The organism is Streptomyces sp. NPDC005728, assembly GCF_040630895.1.
Taxonomy (GTDB): domain Bacteria; phylum Actinomycetota; class Actinomycetes; order Streptomycetales; family Streptomycetaceae; genus Streptomyces.
The window spans coordinates 114,527-132,232 of sequence record NZ_JBEXYL010000002.1 but is presented as its reverse complement, the minus strand read 5'-3'; the positions used below and the strand labels follow the sequence as shown (position 1 = coordinate 132,232).

The window sequence follows — 17,706 nt, the reverse complement described above, 5'->3', positions numbered from 1 at the left end:
GCTATCCGGCCCCGCTGTGACCCCGAGAAAGCGCTCAGCTCTCGCGCTTCTCCTTGATCTTCGCGGCCTTGCCGCGCAGGTCACGGAGGTAGTACAGCTTGGCGCGGCGCACGTCACCCTTGGTGACCAGCTCGATCTTCTCGACGATCGGGGTGTGCACCGGGAAGGTGCGCTCGACGCCGACGGAGAACGAGACCTTGCGGACCGTGAAGGTCTCGCGGACGCCGGAGCCCTGGCGACGGATCACAACGCCCTTGAACTGCTGCACACGGGAGCGGTTGCCCTCGATGACGCGGACGTGGACGTTGACGGTGTCACCCGGGCGGAAGGCCGGGATGTCGCTGCGCAGCGACGCGACGTCGACGGTGTCGAGCAGGTGAGACATTTCGTCTGCTTTCTTCGCTGATGCCACAGGTCATCAACGGCAACTAGGTGTACAAGAGGTCTGCTGTGCGGGTCGGGACGGGCGTCGTGTCCCCCTGCGGCAGGGGCGCACGCCGGACGGGCGCACAACAGCGGTCTATTCTTCCACGGCCTCGGTCCTGCGCCAAAATCGGCCGTACGGCTCGCCCTCCGGATCCGGGGCCCAGCCCAGGATGGAGAGCATCTCGCGGTCCTTCTTGTCGAAGGCCTTGGGGTCGCAGCGCTCGATCAGGTCGGGCCGGTTGCTGGTGGTGCGCCGCAGGGCCTCGTCGCGGCGCCAGCGGGCGATCTTGCCGTGGTGGCCGCTGAGCAGCACCTCCGGGATGTCCCGGTCGCGCCAGATCGGCGGCTTGGTGTAGACGGGACCTTCCAGGAGGTTGGCCATCGCACCGGGTGCGAACGAGTCGTCCCGGTGGGACTCGGCGTTGCCGAGGACGCCGGGCAGCAGCCGGGCGACGGCCTCCGTGATGACCAGAACGGCCGCCTCGCCGCCGGCGAGCACATAGTCGCCGATGGAGACCTCGTGGACGGGCATCCGGGTGGCGTACTCGTCCATGACGCGCCGGTCGATGCCCTCGTATCGGGCCGGGGTGAAGATCAGCCAGGGGCGCTCGGAGAGTTCGACCGCCAGTTCCTGGGTGAAGGGGCGGCCGCTAGGGGTGGGCACGATCAGCGCGGGGGCCTGGGCGCCGCTCTCGTAGCCGTCGGCGAGCACCGTGTCCAGGGCGTCTCCCCAGGGCTCGGTCTTCATGACCATGCCGGGGCCGCCGCCGTACGGCGTGTCGTCGACCGTGTTGTGCCGGTCGTACGTCCAGGTCCGCAGGTCGTGGACGTGCACGTGCAGCCGGCCACGCGCGCGTGCCTTGCCGACGAGGGAGACGTTCAGGGGCTCCAGGTACTCGGGGAAGATCGTGACGACGTCGAGGCGCATCAGGACTCTTCCTGGGACGAGTCGATCACCGCGCGGTCGTCGATCAGACCCGGCGGGGGCGCGATGACCGCCTTCTGCTCCTCCAGGTCGATCTCGGTGACGATCTCCTCCACGAAGGGGATCATCACCTCGCTGCCGTCCGGGCGCTCGACGATGAAGAGGTCCTGGGAGGGCAGGTGCGAGATCTCGGTGATCCGGCCGACCTCCATGCCGTCCTCGGTCACCACGTCGAGGTCCATGAGCTGGTGGTCGTAGTACTCGTCCTCGCCCTCGGGGAGTTCCTCGGGGTCGATCTCGGCGATCAGTAGTGTGTTGCGCAGGGCCTCGGCGGCGTTGCGGTCGCCGACTCCCTCGAAGCGCAGGAGCAGGCGGCCGCTGTGGACGCGGCCGGTGGCGATGGTGAGCGGCCCGGCGGAGGCCGGGTCGGTGGCCAGGACGGCGCCCGGCGCGAGCCGCAGCTCGGGCTCGTCGGTACGTACCTCGACGGTGACCTCGCCCTTGATGCCGTGAGCGCGGCCGATCCGTGCGACTACCAGCTGCACGTGTACAGATCTCCTGTCATACGACTGCGGGCCGGGGACGGCCCAGTGGCCCTCCCCGGCCCGAGCCGGTTGCGATGAAGCGTCAGCGGACGTGGTCCACGTCGACGAGGTCGACGCGGACACCGCGGCCGCCGATGGCGCCCACGACGGTACGCAGAGCACGAGCGGTACGGCCGTTGCGGCCGATCACCTTGCCGAGGTCGTCGGGGTGGACCCGGACCTCCAGCACGCGCCCGCGGCGCAGGTCACGCGAGGCGACCTGCACATCGTCAGGGTTGTCGACGATGCCCTTCACGAGGTGCTCAAGCGCCTCTTCGAGCATGCTGCTCAGGCCTCGGTCGACTCGGACTCAGCCGCAGCCTCGTCCTTCTTCTCAGCCTTCTTCTTCTGGGTGATCGCCTCACCCTTGCCCTCGTCGTCACCGCCGAGCGCCTCGAACGACGGACGCGCGGCCTTCGGCGCGGCGACGAGCAGCGGCGCCGGGGCGGGCTCGCCCTTGAACTTCTGCCAGTCGCCGGTCTTCTTCAGGATGGCGAGGACGGGCTCGGTCGGCTGCGCGCCGACACCCAGCCAGTACGCCACGCGGTCGGCGTCCACCTCGATGACCGACGGGTTGTAGGTCGGGTGGTACTTGCCGATCTCCTCGATGGCCCGGCCGTCACGGCGGGTACGGGAGTCGGCGATGACGATGCGGTAGTGAGGCGAACGGATCTTGCCCAGACGCTTCAGCTTGATCTTGACTGCCACGGGAGTGGGTTCTCCTGGAATTGACGTGGTTGGGCACGGCGAGCTGCCGCGTGGGGTTGCGGTACCCGAGTGCCCGATGGACGCGTCAGCCGGAGGAGAGAGGGGTCCTGTTCGGCTGTCGAGTACAGCTAGCCATTGTGCCACACCCTGCAGGTCGCTTCTGGCCACGGGGGGCCGAGCTGCGCCCGGGCATGCCGGAGAGGCACCCGGCGTGGAGGTAAGTACGTCGGGTGCGCGAACCCGACGGGAGCGGCCGGGTACGGCTGCCACGAGCAGCCGTACCCCTAGCTCACCGCCGCTCCCACGACCTCCGGGATGCGGAACGGCTTGCCGCAGCCGCCGCACACGATGGGGGCCTGGGCCAGGACCGAGGGGACCACCCTCACGTTCCGTCCGCAGTCGCAGACCGCCTTCACGCGGACGCCGCCGCCGGAGGAGCCGTGCCGGGCGGCCGGCCCTCGGAAGGTGCGGGAGGTGTCGGAGGAGGTGGCCACCGTGTGCGCCTTCAGCGCGCGCTGGAGCCGCTCGATGGTCGGGCGGTAGCGCCGCTTCGCCTCGGGGTTGAGCGTGACCAGGGAGAAGCCGCTGCTGGGGTGCGGTTCCTCCGGGTGGTCCAGGCCCAGCTCCTCGGCGATGGCGAGGAAACGGCGGTTGTGGTACCGGCCGGCGCGGGAGGTGTCGCGGACTCCGCGGGCGGCGGCGATGCCGTGGACTGCCTCATGAAGCAGTCGCTCGAAGGAGAGTTCGTGACCGCACGCGGACGACGACTCCCCGATCAGGGACTCTGGCGCGGCAAGGTCCGGCAGCTCGGGGTGGTACCGCTGAATGTCGGCCCACGCCTGCGCCAGCTCTGCGGCGAGAACAGGTGGTGTCTGTGTCGTGCTCACGTAATGACAACGAGCGGGGGTACCGCTGTGTTCCTATTCCGGGGCATCCCAAATAATTTGCACGTACCCGTCAGTTGCCGCTGATGCGTCCGGACGAGGGCGGGTGCGCTGATCTGCGGAGAAGCCGCACAGCTCGTACCAAGCCGGTGCGTAGGCTGACGTACGACCCGGCGGTCTGACACCGGAGCAGCTGTGGTGCGCGGATGCGCAAGAGGCGTTTCGGTCGCTCTCGCACGAGGGCGTCACCTCGTTCAGCGTCCGCGACGCCCGAGACGTTACCGGGCGCGTCCGTGCCCCCGGTCACCGGCCCGTCCCCGTGAGCGGCCACCGTAGGGTCGGCCAGATTGCCGGGATGTGAAATCTCGCCACAGTCGGGCCCAGTCCCCAAGCCGGGGCCCACGACCCCTGGACGGCACCGCGAGCCGGGAGTTACCTGGCATACGTGGATAGTGCGAGCGCACGGCACGGGGGCCACGCAATCGGGCACTGCGGCGAACTGTCGGCGGAATGGGGCGCTTACCTATGACACCTACGCTCGTGCGGGAACACCTGTCTCACGTGGGCTCCGCACCACCCCGCGTGAACCTGTGCGCACGCGCGCGTGACTGGTCCGAGATCCAGGAGCGGATGCTGGTGCCGCTCTACGAGACCGTCCACGAGCGACTTGAAGTGGGCCCTGCCACAAGACTGCTGGGCCTGCGCTGCGGCTCCGGGCTCGCTTTGCTGATGGCGGCCTCCAGAGGGGCCGCGGTCACCGGTGTCGAATCCTGCCCGCAGCGGCTCGCGCTCGCGCGCGAGCGCCTGCTGCCGGACGTTCCGCGCGCCGCGCGGGCGCGTGGCGCCACGAAACTCGTCGAGGGCACATCCGCGGACGCGGTCGGCACGGCAACTCCCGCGTACACCTTGGTGACCGTCTTCGAGCCGATCGGCTGTCTGGCGGGCGACTCCGAGGGACTCGGCGAGTTGCTGGCGGCCGCGCTCCCGCTGGCCGCGCACGGGGCCGCCGTGGTGCTGGCCGGCTGGGGGCCGCCGGAGCGCTGCGCGACGTCGTCGGTGGTGCGGGTGGCGACGAAACTGGCCGACCCCCTGCGCAGCGCGGGCAGTTGGCGCCCCGCCCGCCGGGACGACCTGGAGGAGGTCGCCCAGCGGGCCGGGCTGAAACCGGACGGCTCGGGGCGGGTGGCCTGCCCGTTCGGGTACGCCGATCTCGACAGCGCGGTGCGCGGGCTGCTGTCGACGTGCCTGTTCGACGCGGCGATCGCGGCGACCGACCGCAAGCAGGTGGACAAGGAACTGACGGAGGCGCTGCATCCGTACCGTCGTCAGGACGGGACCGTGTGGATGCCGAACGTGTTCCGCTACCTGATCGCGCGCGTGCCCTGATCGCGCGCGTGCCCTGATCGCGCGCGTGCCCTGATCCTGCGGTCCTCGTCCGGGCCCGGGACTCTCAACCCATGAATATGCTGTGCGTTCCGGGCACCTGCACGGCCAGCCCGGGAGGGATGATCTGGACGACCCCGCCCGCGCAGCCCGGAACGTTGTGGACGAGCGCGGGTATGTCCGCGACATTGAAGACGGTGGACAGCCGCGGGATCTCGAAGCAGCCTCTCGGGTTCTGGTGAAAGACTCCGTTGATCACGAGGGCCCCGTTCGCGGCGAAGGCCGAGCCGGGAACGGCGAGCGCGAGCACCCCGGCGGCGGCGAGTGTGGCGAGTGTCGAGCTGATGCAGCGCATGACGAACCTCCCGGCGTGGGGGCCAGGCACATCCCGGCCCTGCAACCGACCGTACGGAAACGTGCACGCACTGCATCCGGGCATCACCCAGGTGGGTGACTGCGGCGACCGACCACGCCGGCGCCCCCGCTCTAGGCCTCGGAGTCCTTGGTGAGGCGGGTGATCCCGGCGATCCGGTACGCGTCCGCCTCCTCCAGCGTCTCGTTCTCCAGGAGCGCCTGCGCCAGCGCGTCCAACTGGCCGCGGTGGTCGCGGAGTTTGCGGCTCGCCTCCTCGTAGCACTCGTCCACGATCCGGCGCATCTCATGGTCGATCACGTCGAGGGTGTGGGGAGCGGCGGACAGTCCGTACGCCTGCTGGGCGTCGCTCGGGAGGGCGGACAGGCGGCCGACGCGCTCGCTCATGCCCCAGCGGGCCACCATCCCGCGGGCGATGTTGGTGACCTGCTCCAGGTCGTTCTCCGCGCCCGTGGTGACGACACCGTAGACGACCTCTTCCGCCGCCATGCCGCCCAGGGCGCCGATGATGCGGCCGCGCAGGTACTCCTCCGAGTGTGCGTACCGCTCCACCTCGGGCGTGGACATCGTCACCCCGAGCGCCCGGCCGCGCGGCACGATGGTGACCTTGCGGACGGGGTCGGCGCCGGGCTGCAGCATGCCGAGGAGGGCGTGGCCGCTCTCGTGGTACGCGGTCCTGCGGCGGTCCTCCTCGGGCATCACGAGGGTGCGTTCGGCGCCCAGCTGGACCTTCTCCAGGGCTTCGGAGAGGTCGGCCTGGGTCACCTGCTCCTGCTTGCGCTTGACGGCGAGCAGAGCGGCCTCGTTGGCGAGATTGGCCAGATCTGCACCCGTCATGCCCGGGGTGACACGCGCCAGCTGGGTCAGGTCCACGCCGGACGCGAGCGGGATGTCCCGGGTGTGGATGCGCAGGATCGACTCGCGGCCGCCCCGGTCCGGCGGGGCCACGCTGACCACCCGGTCGAAGCGGCCGGGCCGGGTCAGCGCCGGGTCCAGGATGTCGGCGCGGTTCGTCGCGGCGATGACGATCACACCCTCCGAACCCGAGAAGCCGTCCATCTCCGTGAGGATCTGGTTCAGCGTCTGCTCGCGCTCGTCGTGGCCGCTCATCGAGGCGCCGCCGGCGCGCACCCGTCCGATGGTGTCGATCTCGTCGATGAAGATGATCGACGGCGCCACCTTGCGGGCCTCGGCGAACAGCTCACGGACGCGGGACGCGCCGACGCCCACGATCATCTCGATGAACTCGGACGCCGAGGCGGAGAAGAACGGCACGCCGGCCTCCCCCGCGACCGCCCGTGCCAGCAGGGTCTTGCCGGTGCCGGGCGAGCCCGCGAGCAGCACACCGCGCGGCAGCTTCGCGCCCATCCTGCGGTAGGTGTCGGGGTACTTCAGAAAGTCGACGACATCGTCCAGTTCGCCCTTGACCTCGTCGATGCCGGCGACGTCCGCGAACGTCGTACGCCCGGTGCCGGGCCGCAGTTCGACCGGTTTGGGGGGCGTCTTGCGGCCGAACATGCCGCCCGCACCCCCCAGACCGGCGCCGATCCGTCGGGCGAAGAAGATCCACACCGCGACCAGGAGCACGATCGGGATCAGGGAGATCAGCAGGTTGGACAGGAAGCCCCGCTCCTGCACGACCGGTCGCGCCGTCACCGTGACGCCGTGGCTGCTCAGGTTCTGCCACAGCTTGTCGTCGGCGAAGGCCGGCCGCTGCGTCTTGAACTTGGTGTAGTCGCCGCCGCCCTCGGGGTTTGCGCGCGGGCTCTTGAGCTGGCCCTGGATCGCGTCGCCCTTGGAGTAGATCTTGGCGACGTTGCCGTCGCCGACCTCCCTGCTGAACTCCGTGTAGGAGATCGTCGGCTCATTGCCCTGGCCGAGGTAGTTCAGTCCCACGTAGGCCAGCAGGAAGACGATCACCGCGGTGACGAGCAGGCCCCACCATTTGCCGCCTCTGAGTCCACCGCCGGGACGCCGGGGCGACTCGTCCGGTGTGCCCTCGGCGCGCCACGGCTGGTCAGGGGCCTTGCGTGGGGGCGCCGCATTGCTCATATCTGGACGTTACGGCACACAACGGACCTCGGCACGCGCTGGGGGCGCACCGTACGCAACACGCGCTGGGGGCGCCCCCTCGCAGAGAGAGCGCCCCCAGGGACGTACGCGCGGGACTCAGCCCATGAACTTCTTGAACTCGTCCGGAAGCTCGAACTCCTGGCCGCCCTGCTGCGGCAGCCCGAAGGCACCGCCCTGCGCGGCCGCCTCGCGGCGCTGCGCCTCCTCCAACTCCTGCTGCTTGCGCTTCATCGGGTTGCCGGAGCGCTGCTTGCCCTTGGCCTGCTTGGGCTGCTTCTTCTGCCGGCCGGGGCCGCCGCCCATGCCCGGGATCCCCGGCATGCCGGGCATGCCGCCGCCCTGGGCCATGCGGGACATCATCTTGCGGGCCTCGAAGAACCGCTCGACCAGGTTCTTGACCGCGCTGACCTCGACGCCGGAGCCCTTGGCGATACGGGCGCGGCGGGAGCCGTTGATGATCGTCGGTTCCTGGCGCTCGGCCGGGGTCATCGACTTGATGATCGCGGCGGTGCGGTCGACGTCGCGCTCGTCCAGGTTGTTGATCTGGTCCTTGATCTGGCCCATGCCCGGGAGCATGCCGAGCAGCTTGGAGATGGAGCCCATCTTCCTGACCTGCTCCATCTGGGCCAGGAAGTCGTCCAGGGTGAAGTCCTGGCCCTTCTTGGACGCCAGCTTCGAGGCCATCTTCTGGGCCTCTTCCTGGCTGAACGTCTTCTCCGCCTGCTCGATCAGGGTGAGCAGGTCACCCATGTCGAGGATGCGGGAGGCCATCCGGTCCGGGTGGAACGCGTCGAACTCGTCGAGCTTCTCGCCGTTCGACGCGAACATGATCGGCTTGCCGGTGATCTGGCGGATCGACAGGGCCGCACCACCGCGGGCGTCACCGTCGAGCTTGGAGAGCACCACGCCGTCGAAGCCGACGCCGTCGCGGAAGGCCTCGGCGGTGTTGACGGCGTCCTGACCGATCATCGCGTCGACGACGAACAGGATCTCGTCCGGGGAGACGGCGTCGCGGATGTCCGCGGCCTGCTGCATCATCTCCTGGTCGATGCCGAGGCGGCCGGCGGTGTCCACGATCACGATGTCGTGGACCTTGGACTTCGCGAAGTCGATGGAGTCCTTGGCGACCTTGACCGGGTCGCCGACGCCGTTGCCCGGCTCCGGGGCGTAGACGGCGACACCGGCGCGCTCGGCGACGACGCTCAGCTGGTTGACCGCGTTCGGGCGCTGGAGGTCGGCGGCGACCAGCAGCGGCGAGTGGCCCTGCTCCTTCAGCCACCGGGCGAGCTTGCCCGCGAGCGTGGTCTTACCGGCACCCTGGAGACCCGCCAGCATGATCACGGTGGGGGGCTGCTTGGCGAAGCGCAGGCGCCGGGTCTCGCCGCCGAGGATGGTGACGAGTTCGTCGTTGACGATCTTCAGGACCTGCTGGGCGGGGTTCAGCGCCTTGGAGACCTCGACACCGAGAGCGCGCTCCTTGACGTTCTTGATGAACGTGCGCACGACGGGCAGGGCCACGTCGGCTTCGAGGAGCGCGATACGGATCTCGCGTGCGGTGGCGTCGATGTCCGCCTCGGAGAGCCGTCCCTTGCCGCGCAGGTTCTTGAAAGTCGCTGACAGGCGATCGGAGAGAGTGTCGAACACGGCGCTCGCGGTCCTCGGGGTCGGTGGTGGCTGCGGGAATCGCCCTCCAGGGTATCCCGGCGGTGAACGGAGCGGGGCAGGGTCACCCTCGGAGGGTCTCCTCGAGCACCCTGGCCAGCGAGGTCGCGTCCTCGACGGGCAGGGGCGCGCCCGTTCCGGTGGTGACGTAGAACGCGTCGACCGCGTTGGCGCCGAGGGTGCTGACGTGCATGCTGCGCACCCGCACCCCGGCCTTCTCCAGGGCCATCCCGATCCGGTGCAGCAGTCCGGGGGCGTCCTGTGTCCGCACCTCGATCACCGTGGCGTGGTGGGAGGCCGCCGGGGCCACCGTCACCCGCGGGGGCGGGGCCACCCAGCCCCGGCGGCGCGGGTAGGCCGCGTCGCGCTCGGCGAGACGGCCCGCGATGTCGAGGGAGCCGTCGAGGGCGCGGACCAGGTCGGCCCGCAGCCGGGCGGCCTGCGGCAGGGAGCCGTACTCGGCCGCGACCCGCCAGTTCAGCAGGAGGACCGCACCGTCGTCGACGTCGTCGGGCAGCCGCAGGGCCCGCAGCTCGGCCGTGCGGACGGTCAGGCGGTGCACGGCGAGGACACCGGCCACCGCGGGCAGCACGGCGGGCTGGTCCGGTACGGCGATGAGCAGTTCCACGCCGAGCGGCTCGGGCTCGCCCGAGGGTTCGTCCTCCGGTACCGGTTCCCTCTGCGCGCGCAGGGCGAGGACCGGGCTGCCGGTGCGGAAGGCCTCGATGGCCAGGCGCTCCTGCTCGGCCGTGGGCGCGCCCGGCTCGGGTTCGTCGGGGGCGTCCCCGGCGAGGACGGCGGCGACGCGCCGCACCAGGTCGGCGACGAGGGAGCCGCGCCAGGACGACCAGGCTGCGGGGCCGGTCGCGAGTGCGTCCGCCTCGGTGAGGGCGTGCAGCAGCTCCAGGGTGCTCTGGGTGCCGACGGCCTCGGCGACGGAGCGGACGGTCGCGGGGTCCTCCAGATCGCGCCGGGTGGCCGTCTCGATGAGCAGCAGATGGTGCCGTACGAGTGCCGACAGCACCGCCACGTCCGTGCGGTCGAAGCCGATCCGGGCGGCCACGTCCTTGGCGATGATCTCGCCGGCCACGGAGTGGTCGCCGGGCCAGCCCTTGCCGATGTCGTGCAGCAGGGCGCCGACGAGGAGCAGGTCGGGGCGGCCGACGCGGCGGGTCAGCTCGGAGGCGCGCACCGCCGTCTCGATCAGGTGCCGGTCCACGGTCCAGATGTGGACGGCGTTGCGCTGCGGGCGGCAGCGGACCCGTTCCCAGTCGGGCAGGAGCTGACTGATCAGGCCCTCCGCCTCCAGGGCCTCCCAGACGTCGACGGTCGGGCGGCCGGAGCCGAGCAGGGTCACCAGCTGTTCCCGGGCCTCGGCGGGCCAGGGCGTGGGCAGGGGGCGCACGGTGGCCGCCATGCGCCGTACGGCGTGCAGGGAGAGCGGAAGTCCGGCCTGCGCGGCGGCGGCCGCGGCACGCAGGGGGAGCACGGGGTCGCGTTCGGGGCGTGCGGCGCGGGCGAGCACCACTTCGCCGTCCTGTTCCACCACACCCTCGGCCAGCGGCGAGCGCTCGGCGACCGGCTTGCTGCCGCCCAGCATGGCGCGCAGCCGCGGGCGCACGGCGCGCGAGCGCAGCACGCGCCCCACCTCGCGCCAGGTGACGTCACTGGCGTACGAGATCACGCGCGCAGCTTCGTACACCTGCCGCAGCAGGGTGTCGGCGTCCAGCAGGCCCAGCTCGGCCGCCACCTGGTCCTGTTCCTGCAGCGCGAGCCGGTCGGTGGCGCGGCCGGTGGCCAGGTGCAGCGCGTCCCGGACGTCGAGCAGGCGCCGGCGCGCGTCCGCGAGGCCCTCGCGCGGGGCGTCGGCCAGCCAGGAGGCGGCTACGGCGCGCAGGGCAGTGGCGTCCCTGAGGCCGCCGCGGGCCTCCTTGAGGTCGGGTTCCAGGAGGTACTGCAGCTCGCCCTGGCGCTCGGCGCGCTCGGTGCAGAGTTCCTGGAGTTCGGGGAGGCGCTTGGGCGCCTGGTTGCGCCAGTCGGCGAGGACGGCGGTGCGCAGTCCGGCGGTCAGACCGAGGTCGCCGACGAGGTGGCGGGCGTCCAGGAGGCCGAGTTGGACTTTCAAATCCTCGCCGGCCGTCTTGCGGGCCTCCGCCGGGGTGCGCACGGAGTGGTCGAGGGCGAGGCCGAGGTCCCAGACGGGGTACCAGAGGCGGTCGGCCAGGGCGGCGACCGCGCTGGGGTCGCTTCCGTCGTGCAGCAGCAGGAGGTCGAGGTCGCTGCGCGGGGACAGCTCGCCGCGGCCGTAGCCGCCGACGGCGACCAGCGAGACGCCCTTGAGGCCCTCCCGTCGCCCACCACCGTCCTTCTGAGGAAGTCGCTCCGCTCCCTCTTGTTCTCCGGCCGCGGCCGTGAACAGCCCGGTGAGCCAGTCGTCGGTCAGTTCGGCGAGGGCCGAACGGCGCGGCGGCCCGGACCGCGCCCCTTCGGTGAGGAGGCGCAGCCGGGCCGCCGCATAGCCGCTGGGTCCCGAGTCATCCGCTTCTTTCCGCACATCCGTACCCGTCACCCAGCGACTCCTGTCCTTCTGTCGTGTCAGAGCGCGTCCGGGCCGCGCTCGCCGGTACGGACCCGTACGGCTGTCTCGACCGGCAGGGACCAGACCTTGCCGTCACCGATCTTGCCGGTGCGGGCGGCCTTGACGATGACCTCGATCAGCTGCTCGGCGTCGTCGTCCTCGGCCAGTACCTCGATGCGGATCTTGGGGACCAGGTCGACGGTGTACTCGGCACCGCGGTAGACCTCGGTGTGGCCCCGCTGACGACCGTAACCGCTCGCCTCGGTGACCGTCAGCCCGTGGACGCCGAAGGCCTGGAGTGCCTCCTTGATCTCGTCCAGCCGGTGGGGCTTGACGACGGCGGTGATGAGCTTCATGCGTCCACCTTCTTGGTCTGCGTGGCGGCCAGGGCCGAGGCGCTCGCGACGGTGCTGACGACACCGCCGCCGGCGCCGCTGAAGTCGTATGCGGTCTCGGCGTGCTCGGCCTGGTCGATGCCGGAGATCTCCTCGTCCTCACTGACCCGCATTCCGATGGTCTTGTCGAGGAGGAAGGCGAGGACCGCGGAGACGATCAGGGAGTAGGCGAGGACCGCGAAGACACCGGCGCACTGCTTCCACAGCTGGTCGAAGGAGTGGTTGCCGTAGAAGACACCCGTGGCGGTGGACTGGCCCTTGCCGGTGGCGAAGAAGCCGATGAGCAGGGAGCCGATGATGCCGCCGACCATGTGGACGCCGACGACGTCGAGCGAGTCGTCGTAGCCGAACTTGAACTTCAGGCCGACGGCCGCGGCGCAGGCGACACCGGCGATGGCACCGACGGCGATCGCGCCGAGCGGGGAGACCGCGCCACCGGACGGGGTGATCGCGACCAGACCGGCGACCGCGCCGGAGGCGGCGCCCAGCGTGGTGAACGCACCGTGCCGGATCTTCTCGTAGGCGAGCCAGGCCAGCATGGCGGCGGCGGTCGCGACCTGCGTGTTGACGAACATCAGCGCGCCGACGCCGTCGTCGTTGCCGAGCCACGAGCCGGCGTTGAAGCCGAACCAGCCGAACCACAGCAGACCTGCGCCGAGCATGACCCACGGGAGGCTGTGCGGGCGCATCGGGTCCTTCTTGAATCCGACGCGCTTGCCGATGACCAGGATCACGCCGAGCGCCGCGGCACCCGCGTTGATGTGGACCGCCGTACCACCGGCGAAGTCGATCACGCCGAGCTTGAAGGCCCAGCCGTCGGCACCCCAGACCCAGTGGGCGACCGGGACGTAGACGATCGTGGCCCACAGGGCGATGAACAGCGACCACGCCGAGAACTTCACGCGGTCCGCGAGGGCGCCGCTTATCAGGGCCGGCGTGATGATCGCGAACATCAGCTGGAACACCATGAAGACGAAGATCGGGATGGTGTAGCCGTCCCAGAGCTCCGTCAGCCCGATGTTGCTGAGACCGAACCAGTCGGAGTTCCAGCCGATGAACTGGTTGTTTGTGCCGAAGGCGAGGGAGAAGCCGTAGAGCACCCACAGAATGGTGACGATGCCCATGCTGATGAAGCTCATCATCAACATGTTGAGGGTGCTCTTGACCCGGACCATGCCTCCGTAGAAGAAGGCGAGGCCCGGTGTCATGAGCAGCACCAGGGCGGAACAGATGAGCATGAAGCCTGTGTTCGCGGAGGAAAGCTTGGGTGCCTCCGCGGCAAGCGTGATGGCTGGTGCCATCGGCGTCTCCTCGTCGGTTGGTACGGCCCCGTGCGGGCGGTGCCTGAGCGGTCCGGTCAGTGAGGGGTGGGCCGGTTATGCGCCATGAGATTGGCGCAGCGCGGTTTCGGTGGAGGCCCCTCGTTGTTTCGCCGGGGTGACGAAGGCGCATGGCGTGTTACGCGTGCATGAACTGCCGGATGTCCGGCGCGCCGATCGTTATCGTGACGCAACCAACGCGAATGGCACAGCAACCACGCATTGAGGAACCACGACGGCGAGCAACCACGTCCGCGAGAGCGGCGCCGGTTCAGGCGCAAAAAGGGTCCGGCCGCGGCGGGCCTCTCGATGACCTGGCGTGGGGGAGCCGAGTCGGGCAGTTCGGGAGGACCGGCCGCGGCCGGGGCATGGGTGTCCTGCTGTGGTCAGACCGCCTCGGCGGTCTCCGGCAGGTCGACGGCGAGCTGGTCGGTGAGGTCGACGACGGCGGTGAGATCGCCGAAGTCGCGCACGGCCGTGTCGACCGTCTTTCGAATACGAGTGTTCACACGCTCGGAGCGGACCTTCTTGGCGATCTCCATGGCCTGCGAGGCGTACTCCGTGCTGCGCTCGGGCTCGCGCTGGAGCAGGTGCACGGTGGCCATGCCGATCAGGTTCAGCGCATACGACCGCTGGTGCTCGCCGTCCTTGGCGAACAGCTCCACCGCCCGGTGCATCACCGGCTCGGCCAGCGAGGCGTAGGCGGGGCTGCGCCCGGCGACGTAGGCGAGATCGCGGAAGGAGTGGGAGTTCTCCCCGTACAGCTCGGCCTCGGAGAAGAAGCGGATCCAGTCGGGGTCCGGCTCGTCCCACTCGTCGGCCTCGGCGAAGGTGTCCTCGGCCATCCGGACCGCCCGCTTGCACTTGCCGGGCTGGCCCATGTTGGCGTAGGCGCGGGCCTCCATCGCATACAGCATGGACTGGGTGCGCGGGCTCGCGCAGTCACGGCTGCCGTACTGGGCGAGGTGGATCAGCTCCAGGGCGTCGTCGGGCCGGCCGAGATGGATCATCTGGCGGCTCATGCTGGAGAGGACGTAGGAACCGAGGGGCTTGTCGCCGGCCTCCTTGGCCGCGTGCAGGGCGAGGACGAAGTACTTCTGCGCGGTGGGCTGGAGCCCCACGTCGTACGACATCCAGCCCGCGAGTTCGGCGAGTTCCGCGGCGACCTTGAAGAGCTTGCGGGTGGTGGCCTCGGGCTGGGGTTCCTGGAGGAGGTCGGTGACCTCGTGGAGCTGGCCGACGACCGCCTTGCGGCGCAGGCCGCCGCCGCACTGGGCGTCCCACTGGCGGAACATCCGGGTGGTGGACTCCAGCAGGTCCAGCTCGGGCTTGGACAGCCGGCCGGGCCTGCGGGACTCGAAGACGGGCTCGGGCTGGGCCTCCGGCGTGACCGGCGAGGACGAGGTCGGGACGAGCCAGCGCTGCATGGGCTCGATGAGGGCCGGGCCCGCGGACAGGGCCAGCGAGGTTCCGAGGAAGCCGCGCCGCGCCAGCATCAGGTCGCTGCGCGAGAACTCGCTGAGCAGGGCCACCGTCTGCGGGCCCGTCCAGGGCAGGTCGACGCCGGACGCGGAGGGTGACTGGCGGGCGGCGCGCAGACCGAGGTCCTCGATGGAGACGACGCAGCCGAAGCGCTCGGAGAACAGCTCGGAGAGGATCCGCGGGATCGGCTCGCGCGGGTTCTCCCCGTCCAGCCAGCGGCGCACCCGCGAGGTGTCCGTAGAGATGTGGTTGGCACCCAACTGGCGTGCCCTGCGGTTCACTTGGCGGGCCAGCTCACCCTTGGACCAGCCGCTGCGCACGAACCACGAACCGAGCAGCTCGTTGGGGAGCTTGTCAGCGTTCGTACCGCTACCGCCGTTGCCGCCCACTGGAACGCCCCCATCCCTGAGACCACTTGTCGCCGAATGTGCCAAGCCCTATCAGAATGCCGGTAAATACGGCCGCCCGTCCGCAGTTCTCACCCTTCGAACGAGCTGACGACTTGCCTCCGGCATACCCACGGGTGCATGTGCCCCCAGGCCTCGCACACTCACAGTAATCCTACGATCACCGGTACAGCCATGGCGATCCCTGAATCGCCACCATTCGCCACCCCTTCGAATGAACTCATAGTGGCCCTCACGCGATTCACTTGACATAGGACGGCCGGAAGTGGGCGGAGCGATGCGCGCAGGGGCGCGCGGACCCCGATGCACCACCCGTTGCACTGCAAGGCGCTGCCTTCGCCTGACGGGAGTCGGGGAAGGCGGAGCCGTAGCGTTACGTTCCGCTTTCGTCCCGCTCCGTGTCGTAACCACCGGCGCGCTGGACCCGTTGGAGGGGGCATGGGCTTCACGATCGGCGGCAATCGCGAGATCCGCTCCGGCACGCGCCGGCGCGGCCGCTCGTCGGAGTGCACCGCCGTCGCCGAGTTCACCGGACTGTGGGGCTGGGACGTGGTGCCGGGCGCACGGGCCGCGGCGGGTGCCTGCTCCTGCGGGCACGCCGACTGCCCGGCGCCGGGTGCGCACCCGCTCGACTTCGCGCCGCAGGTGCCGGCCGGGGCCACGCTCGACGAGGCGACCAAGGCCTGGGCCGAGTTCCCGGGTGCGTCCGTGATGCTGCCCGTCGGGCACGCGTTCGACGTCATCGAGGTCGCCGAACCCGCCGGGCGCCGCGCCCTGGTCCGCCTGGAGCGCATGGGCCTTCCGCTCGGCCCGGTCACGGCGACCCCGGACGGCCGCGCCCACTTCTTCGTCGCGCCCGGCGCCGCCGCCGACCTCCCCCAGCTGCTCTACCGCATGGGCTGGGACGACCCGTCCGCCCTGGACCTGCGCGGCCTCGGCCCGGGCACGCACCTCACCGCCCCGCCCTCCGACCGGGGCGGCCTCGGCCCGGTGCGCTGGCTGCGCCCGCCGGCCCTGGACTCGGCGACGCGGCCGCCGGCCGCCCGGCTGTTGCTGGGCACCCTCGCGTATGTGGCGCACCGGTCGCGGGCGCGAGCATGACGATCGCGGGCGTGATGGCCGTATCCCCGGCGCACATGGCGAAGCCCCGTCCCCAGCTGCACCCTGGGGGCGGGGCTTCTCGTTTTTGCGCCTGAACCGGCGCCGCTCTCGCGGACGTGGTTGATCGCCGTCGTGGTTCCTCAATCAATGGTTGCGGTCCGCAGGCGGGGCCGAGCCTCAGGTCCTCAGTCGCCGATCAGGGCATCCACGAACGCCTCGGGCTCGAACGGCGCCAGATCGTCGGCGCCCTCGCCGAGGCCCACCAGCTTGACCGGCACGCCCAGCTCGCGCTGGACCGCGACCACGATGCCGCCCTTCGCCGTGCCGTCCAGCTTGGTCAGCACGATGCCGGTGATGTCCACGACCTCGGCGAACACCCGGGCCTGCACCAGACCGTTCTGACCGGTGGTGGCGTCGAGGACGAGCAGCACCTCGTCCAGCGGAGCGTGCTTCTCGACCACGCGCTTGACCTTGCCCAGCTCGTCCATCAGGCCGGTCTTGGTGTGCAGGCGGCCGGCGGTGTCGATGAGGACGACGTCGACCCCCATCTCCTTGCCCTCCTTGACCGCGTCGAAGGCGACGGAGGCGGGGTCGCCGGCCTCCGGCCCGCGCACGGTGTAGGCGCCGACGCGCTCGCCCCAGGTCTGCAGCTGGTCGGCGGCAGCGGCACGGAAGGTGTCCGCGGCGCCGAGAACGACGGTACGGCCGTCGGCCACCAGCACGCGGGCGAGCTTGCCGGTCGTGGTGGTCTTGCCGGTGCCGTTGACGCCGACGACCATCACGATGCCGGGCTTGCGGTCCTCGGGCTCGGTCTTCACCGTGCGGTCGGCATCGGTACCGACCAGCTTGAGGAGTTCCTCGCGCAGCAGGCCGCGCAGCTCCTCGGGGGTGCGGGTGCCGAGCACCTTGACGCGCTCGCGCAGGTTCTCGACCAGCTCCTGGGTGGGCTGCACGCCGACGTCGGCGGTGAGCAGCGTGTCCTCGATCTCCTCCCATGTGTCCTCGTCGAGGTGCTCGCGGGAGAGCAGCGTGAGCAGGCCCTTGCCGAGGGCGTTCTGCGAGCGGGACAGGCGGGTGCGCAGACGGACCAGCCGGCCTGCGGTGGGCTCCGGGATCTCGATCTCGGGAGCCTCGACAGCGGGGGGCTCCTCCACGGCGACCGGTGCCGAGCCGCCGGGGAGATCCACCTCCTCGATCGTCCGGCGCGGTTCGTCGCGCGGCGTCTCGGCCTCGTCGCCGACATGCGGCTCGGCCGGGGGCGCGGTGATGTCGGGCGCGGCGGGGGGCGGCGGGGGCAGCGACTTCCGGCGCCGGCTGCCGACGATGAGCCCGCCGAGCGCGCCGAGCACGACCACGGCGATGACTACAGCAAGGATGACGGTTTCCATAACCCGTCCAGTATCAGCC

Annotated in this window: 16 protein-coding genes; 2 read left to right on the top strand and 14 right to left on the bottom strand. The window is 70.6% G+C overall.

Features of this window, described 5'->3' with window-relative positions; translation table 11 throughout:
• Nucleotides 1-34: 34 nt before the first annotated feature.
• The 6 genes from rplS to ABZ471_RS02330 form a co-directional block, all read right to left on the bottom strand.
• Nucleotides 35-385 carry a 50S ribosomal protein L19 gene (gene rplS / locus ABZ471_RS02355; protein WP_359061490.1) on the bottom strand — a complete coding sequence of 117 codons (351 nt, stop codon included), beginning with the start codon at nucleotides 383-385 and terminating at the stop codon, nucleotides 35-37.
• 135 nt (nucleotides 386-520) lie between these two features.
• Nucleotides 521-1,354, bottom strand: a complete 834-nt coding sequence (gene trmD / locus ABZ471_RS02350) for a tRNA (guanosine(37)-N1)-methyltransferase TrmD (protein WP_359061488.1) — start codon at nucleotides 1,352-1,354, stop codon at nucleotides 521-523.
• Complete coding sequence (rimM, locus tag ABZ471_RS02345; protein ID WP_359061486.1) at nucleotides 1,354-1,896, bottom strand: ribosome maturation factor RimM; 543 nt, start codon at nucleotides 1,894-1,896, stop codon at nucleotides 1,354-1,356. The genes trmD and rimM overlap by 1 nt, the downstream gene beginning before the upstream one ends.
• Nucleotides 1,897-1,978: 82 nt before the next feature.
• Nucleotides 1,979-2,218, bottom strand: a complete 240-nt coding sequence (locus tag ABZ471_RS02340) for an RNA-binding protein (RefSeq protein WP_005479813.1) — start codon at nucleotides 2,216-2,218, stop codon at nucleotides 1,979-1,981.
• Nucleotides 2,219-2,223: 5 nt separating this feature from the next.
• Nucleotides 2,224-2,643, bottom strand: coding sequence for a 30S ribosomal protein S16 (gene rpsP / locus ABZ471_RS02335; RefSeq protein ID WP_359061484.1), 420 nt, complete (start codon nucleotides 2,641-2,643; stop codon nucleotides 2,224-2,226).
• A gap of 284 nt (nucleotides 2,644-2,927) precedes the next feature.
• Nucleotides 2,928-3,530, bottom strand: a complete 603-nt coding sequence (locus ABZ471_RS02330; RefSeq protein ID WP_359061482.1) for a hypothetical protein — start codon at nucleotides 3,528-3,530, stop codon at nucleotides 2,928-2,930.
• A gap of 522 nt (nucleotides 3,531-4,052) precedes the next feature.
• Here ABZ471_RS02330 and ABZ471_RS02325 point away from each other — a divergent pair.
• Nucleotides 4,053-4,913 carry a class I SAM-dependent methyltransferase gene (locus ABZ471_RS02325; RefSeq protein ID WP_359061480.1) on the top strand — a complete coding sequence of 287 codons (861 nt, stop codon included), beginning with the start codon at nucleotides 4,053-4,055 and terminating at the stop codon, nucleotides 4,911-4,913.
• A 64-nt stretch (nucleotides 4,914-4,977) separates the two neighbouring features.
• On the opposite strand, the gene ABZ471_RS02320 is transcribed toward ABZ471_RS02325, so the two are convergent.
• The 7 genes from ABZ471_RS02320 to ABZ471_RS02290 all read right to left on the bottom strand — a co-directional run bounded on the left by ABZ471_RS02320 (nucleotide 4,978) and on the right by ABZ471_RS02290 (nucleotide 15,180).
• A complete protein-coding gene (locus ABZ471_RS02320; protein WP_359061478.1) occupies nucleotides 4,978-5,265 on the bottom strand; it encodes a hypothetical protein in 288 nt (95 codons plus the stop codon).
• A 131-nt stretch (nucleotides 5,266-5,396) separates the two neighbouring features.
• A complete protein-coding gene (ftsH, locus tag ABZ471_RS02315; protein ID WP_359061476.1) occupies nucleotides 5,397-7,334 on the bottom strand; it encodes an ATP-dependent zinc metalloprotease FtsH in 1,938 nt (645 codons plus the stop codon).
• A 117-nt stretch (nucleotides 7,335-7,451) separates the two neighbouring features.
• Nucleotides 7,452-8,999, bottom strand: coding sequence for a signal recognition particle protein (gene ffh / locus ABZ471_RS02310; protein ID WP_359061474.1), 1,548 nt, complete (start codon nucleotides 8,997-8,999; stop codon nucleotides 7,452-7,454).
• 82 nt (nucleotides 9,000-9,081) lie between these two features.
• Nucleotides 9,082-11,586, bottom strand: a complete 2,505-nt coding sequence (locus tag ABZ471_RS02305; RefSeq protein WP_359061472.1) for a [protein-PII] uridylyltransferase — start codon at nucleotides 11,584-11,586, stop codon at nucleotides 9,082-9,084.
• A gap of 26 nt (nucleotides 11,587-11,612) precedes the next feature.
• Nucleotides 11,613-11,951 carry a P-II family nitrogen regulator gene (locus ABZ471_RS02300; protein ID WP_030990174.1) on the bottom strand — a complete coding sequence of 113 codons (339 nt, stop codon included), beginning with the start codon at nucleotides 11,949-11,951 and terminating at the stop codon, nucleotides 11,613-11,615.
• Nucleotides 11,948-13,291 carry an ammonium transporter gene (locus tag ABZ471_RS02295; RefSeq protein ID WP_359061469.1) on the bottom strand — a complete coding sequence of 448 codons (1,344 nt, stop codon included), beginning with the start codon at nucleotides 13,289-13,291 and terminating at the stop codon, nucleotides 11,948-11,950. Before ABZ471_RS02295 ends, ABZ471_RS02300 begins: the two co-directional genes overlap by 4 nt.
• A 404-nt stretch (nucleotides 13,292-13,695) precedes the next feature.
• On the bottom strand, nucleotides 13,696-15,180 hold the full coding sequence (locus tag ABZ471_RS02290; RefSeq protein ID WP_359061467.1) for a hypothetical protein: 1,485 nt from the start codon (nucleotides 15,178-15,180) through the stop codon (nucleotides 13,696-13,698).
• Nucleotides 15,181-15,636: 456 nt separating this feature from the next.
• On the opposite strand from ABZ471_RS02290, the gene ABZ471_RS02285 reads away from it, so the two are divergent.
• A complete protein-coding gene (locus ABZ471_RS02285; RefSeq protein WP_359061465.1) occupies nucleotides 15,637-16,299 on the top strand; it encodes a bifunctional DNA primase/polymerase in 663 nt (220 codons plus the stop codon).
• Between the two features lie 185 nt (nucleotides 16,300-16,484).
• On the opposite strand, the gene ftsY is transcribed toward ABZ471_RS02285, so the two are convergent.
• Nucleotides 16,485-17,687 carry a signal recognition particle-docking protein FtsY gene (gene ftsY, locus ABZ471_RS02280; RefSeq protein WP_359061463.1) on the bottom strand — a complete coding sequence of 401 codons (1,203 nt, stop codon included), beginning with the start codon at nucleotides 17,685-17,687 and terminating at the stop codon, nucleotides 16,485-16,487.
• Nucleotides 17,688-17,706 lie beyond the last annotated feature (19 nt).

Coding starts and splice junctions, on each gene's coding strand:
- rplS (WP_359061490.1), bottom strand. CDS start 385: ATGTCTCACCTGCTCGACACCGTCGACGTCGCGTCGCTGCGCAGCGAC.
- trmD (WP_359061488.1), bottom strand. CDS start 1,354: ATGCGCCTCGACGTCGTCACGATCTTCCCCGAGTACCTGGAGCCCCTG.
- ABZ471_RS02340 (WP_005479813.1), bottom strand. CDS start 2,218: ATGCTCGAAGAGGCGCTTGAGCACCTCGTGAAGGGCATCGTCGACAAC.
- ABZ471_RS02325 (WP_359061480.1), top strand. CDS start 4,053: ATGACACCTACGCTCGTGCGGGAACACCTGTCTCACGTGGGCTCCGCA.
- ABZ471_RS02320 (WP_359061478.1), bottom strand. CDS start 5,265: ATGCGCTGCATCAGCTCGACACTCGCCACACTCGCCGCCGCCGGGGTG.
- ftsH (WP_359061476.1), bottom strand. CDS start 7,334: ATGAGCAATGCGGCGCCCCCACGCAAGGCCCCTGACCAGCCGTGGCGC.
- ABZ471_RS02300 (WP_030990174.1), bottom strand. CDS start 11,951: ATGAAGCTCATCACCGCCGTCGTCAAGCCCCACCGGCTGGACGAGATC.
- ABZ471_RS02295 (WP_359061469.1), bottom strand. CDS start 13,291: ATGGCACCAGCCATCACGCTTGCCGCGGAGGCACCCAAGCTTTCCTCC.
- ABZ471_RS02285 (WP_359061465.1), top strand. CDS start 15,637: ATGGGCTTCACGATCGGCGGCAATCGCGAGATCCGCTCCGGCACGCGC.
- ftsY (WP_359061463.1), bottom strand. CDS start 17,687: ATGGAAACCGTCATCCTTGCTGTAGTCATCGCCGTGGTCGTGCTCGGC.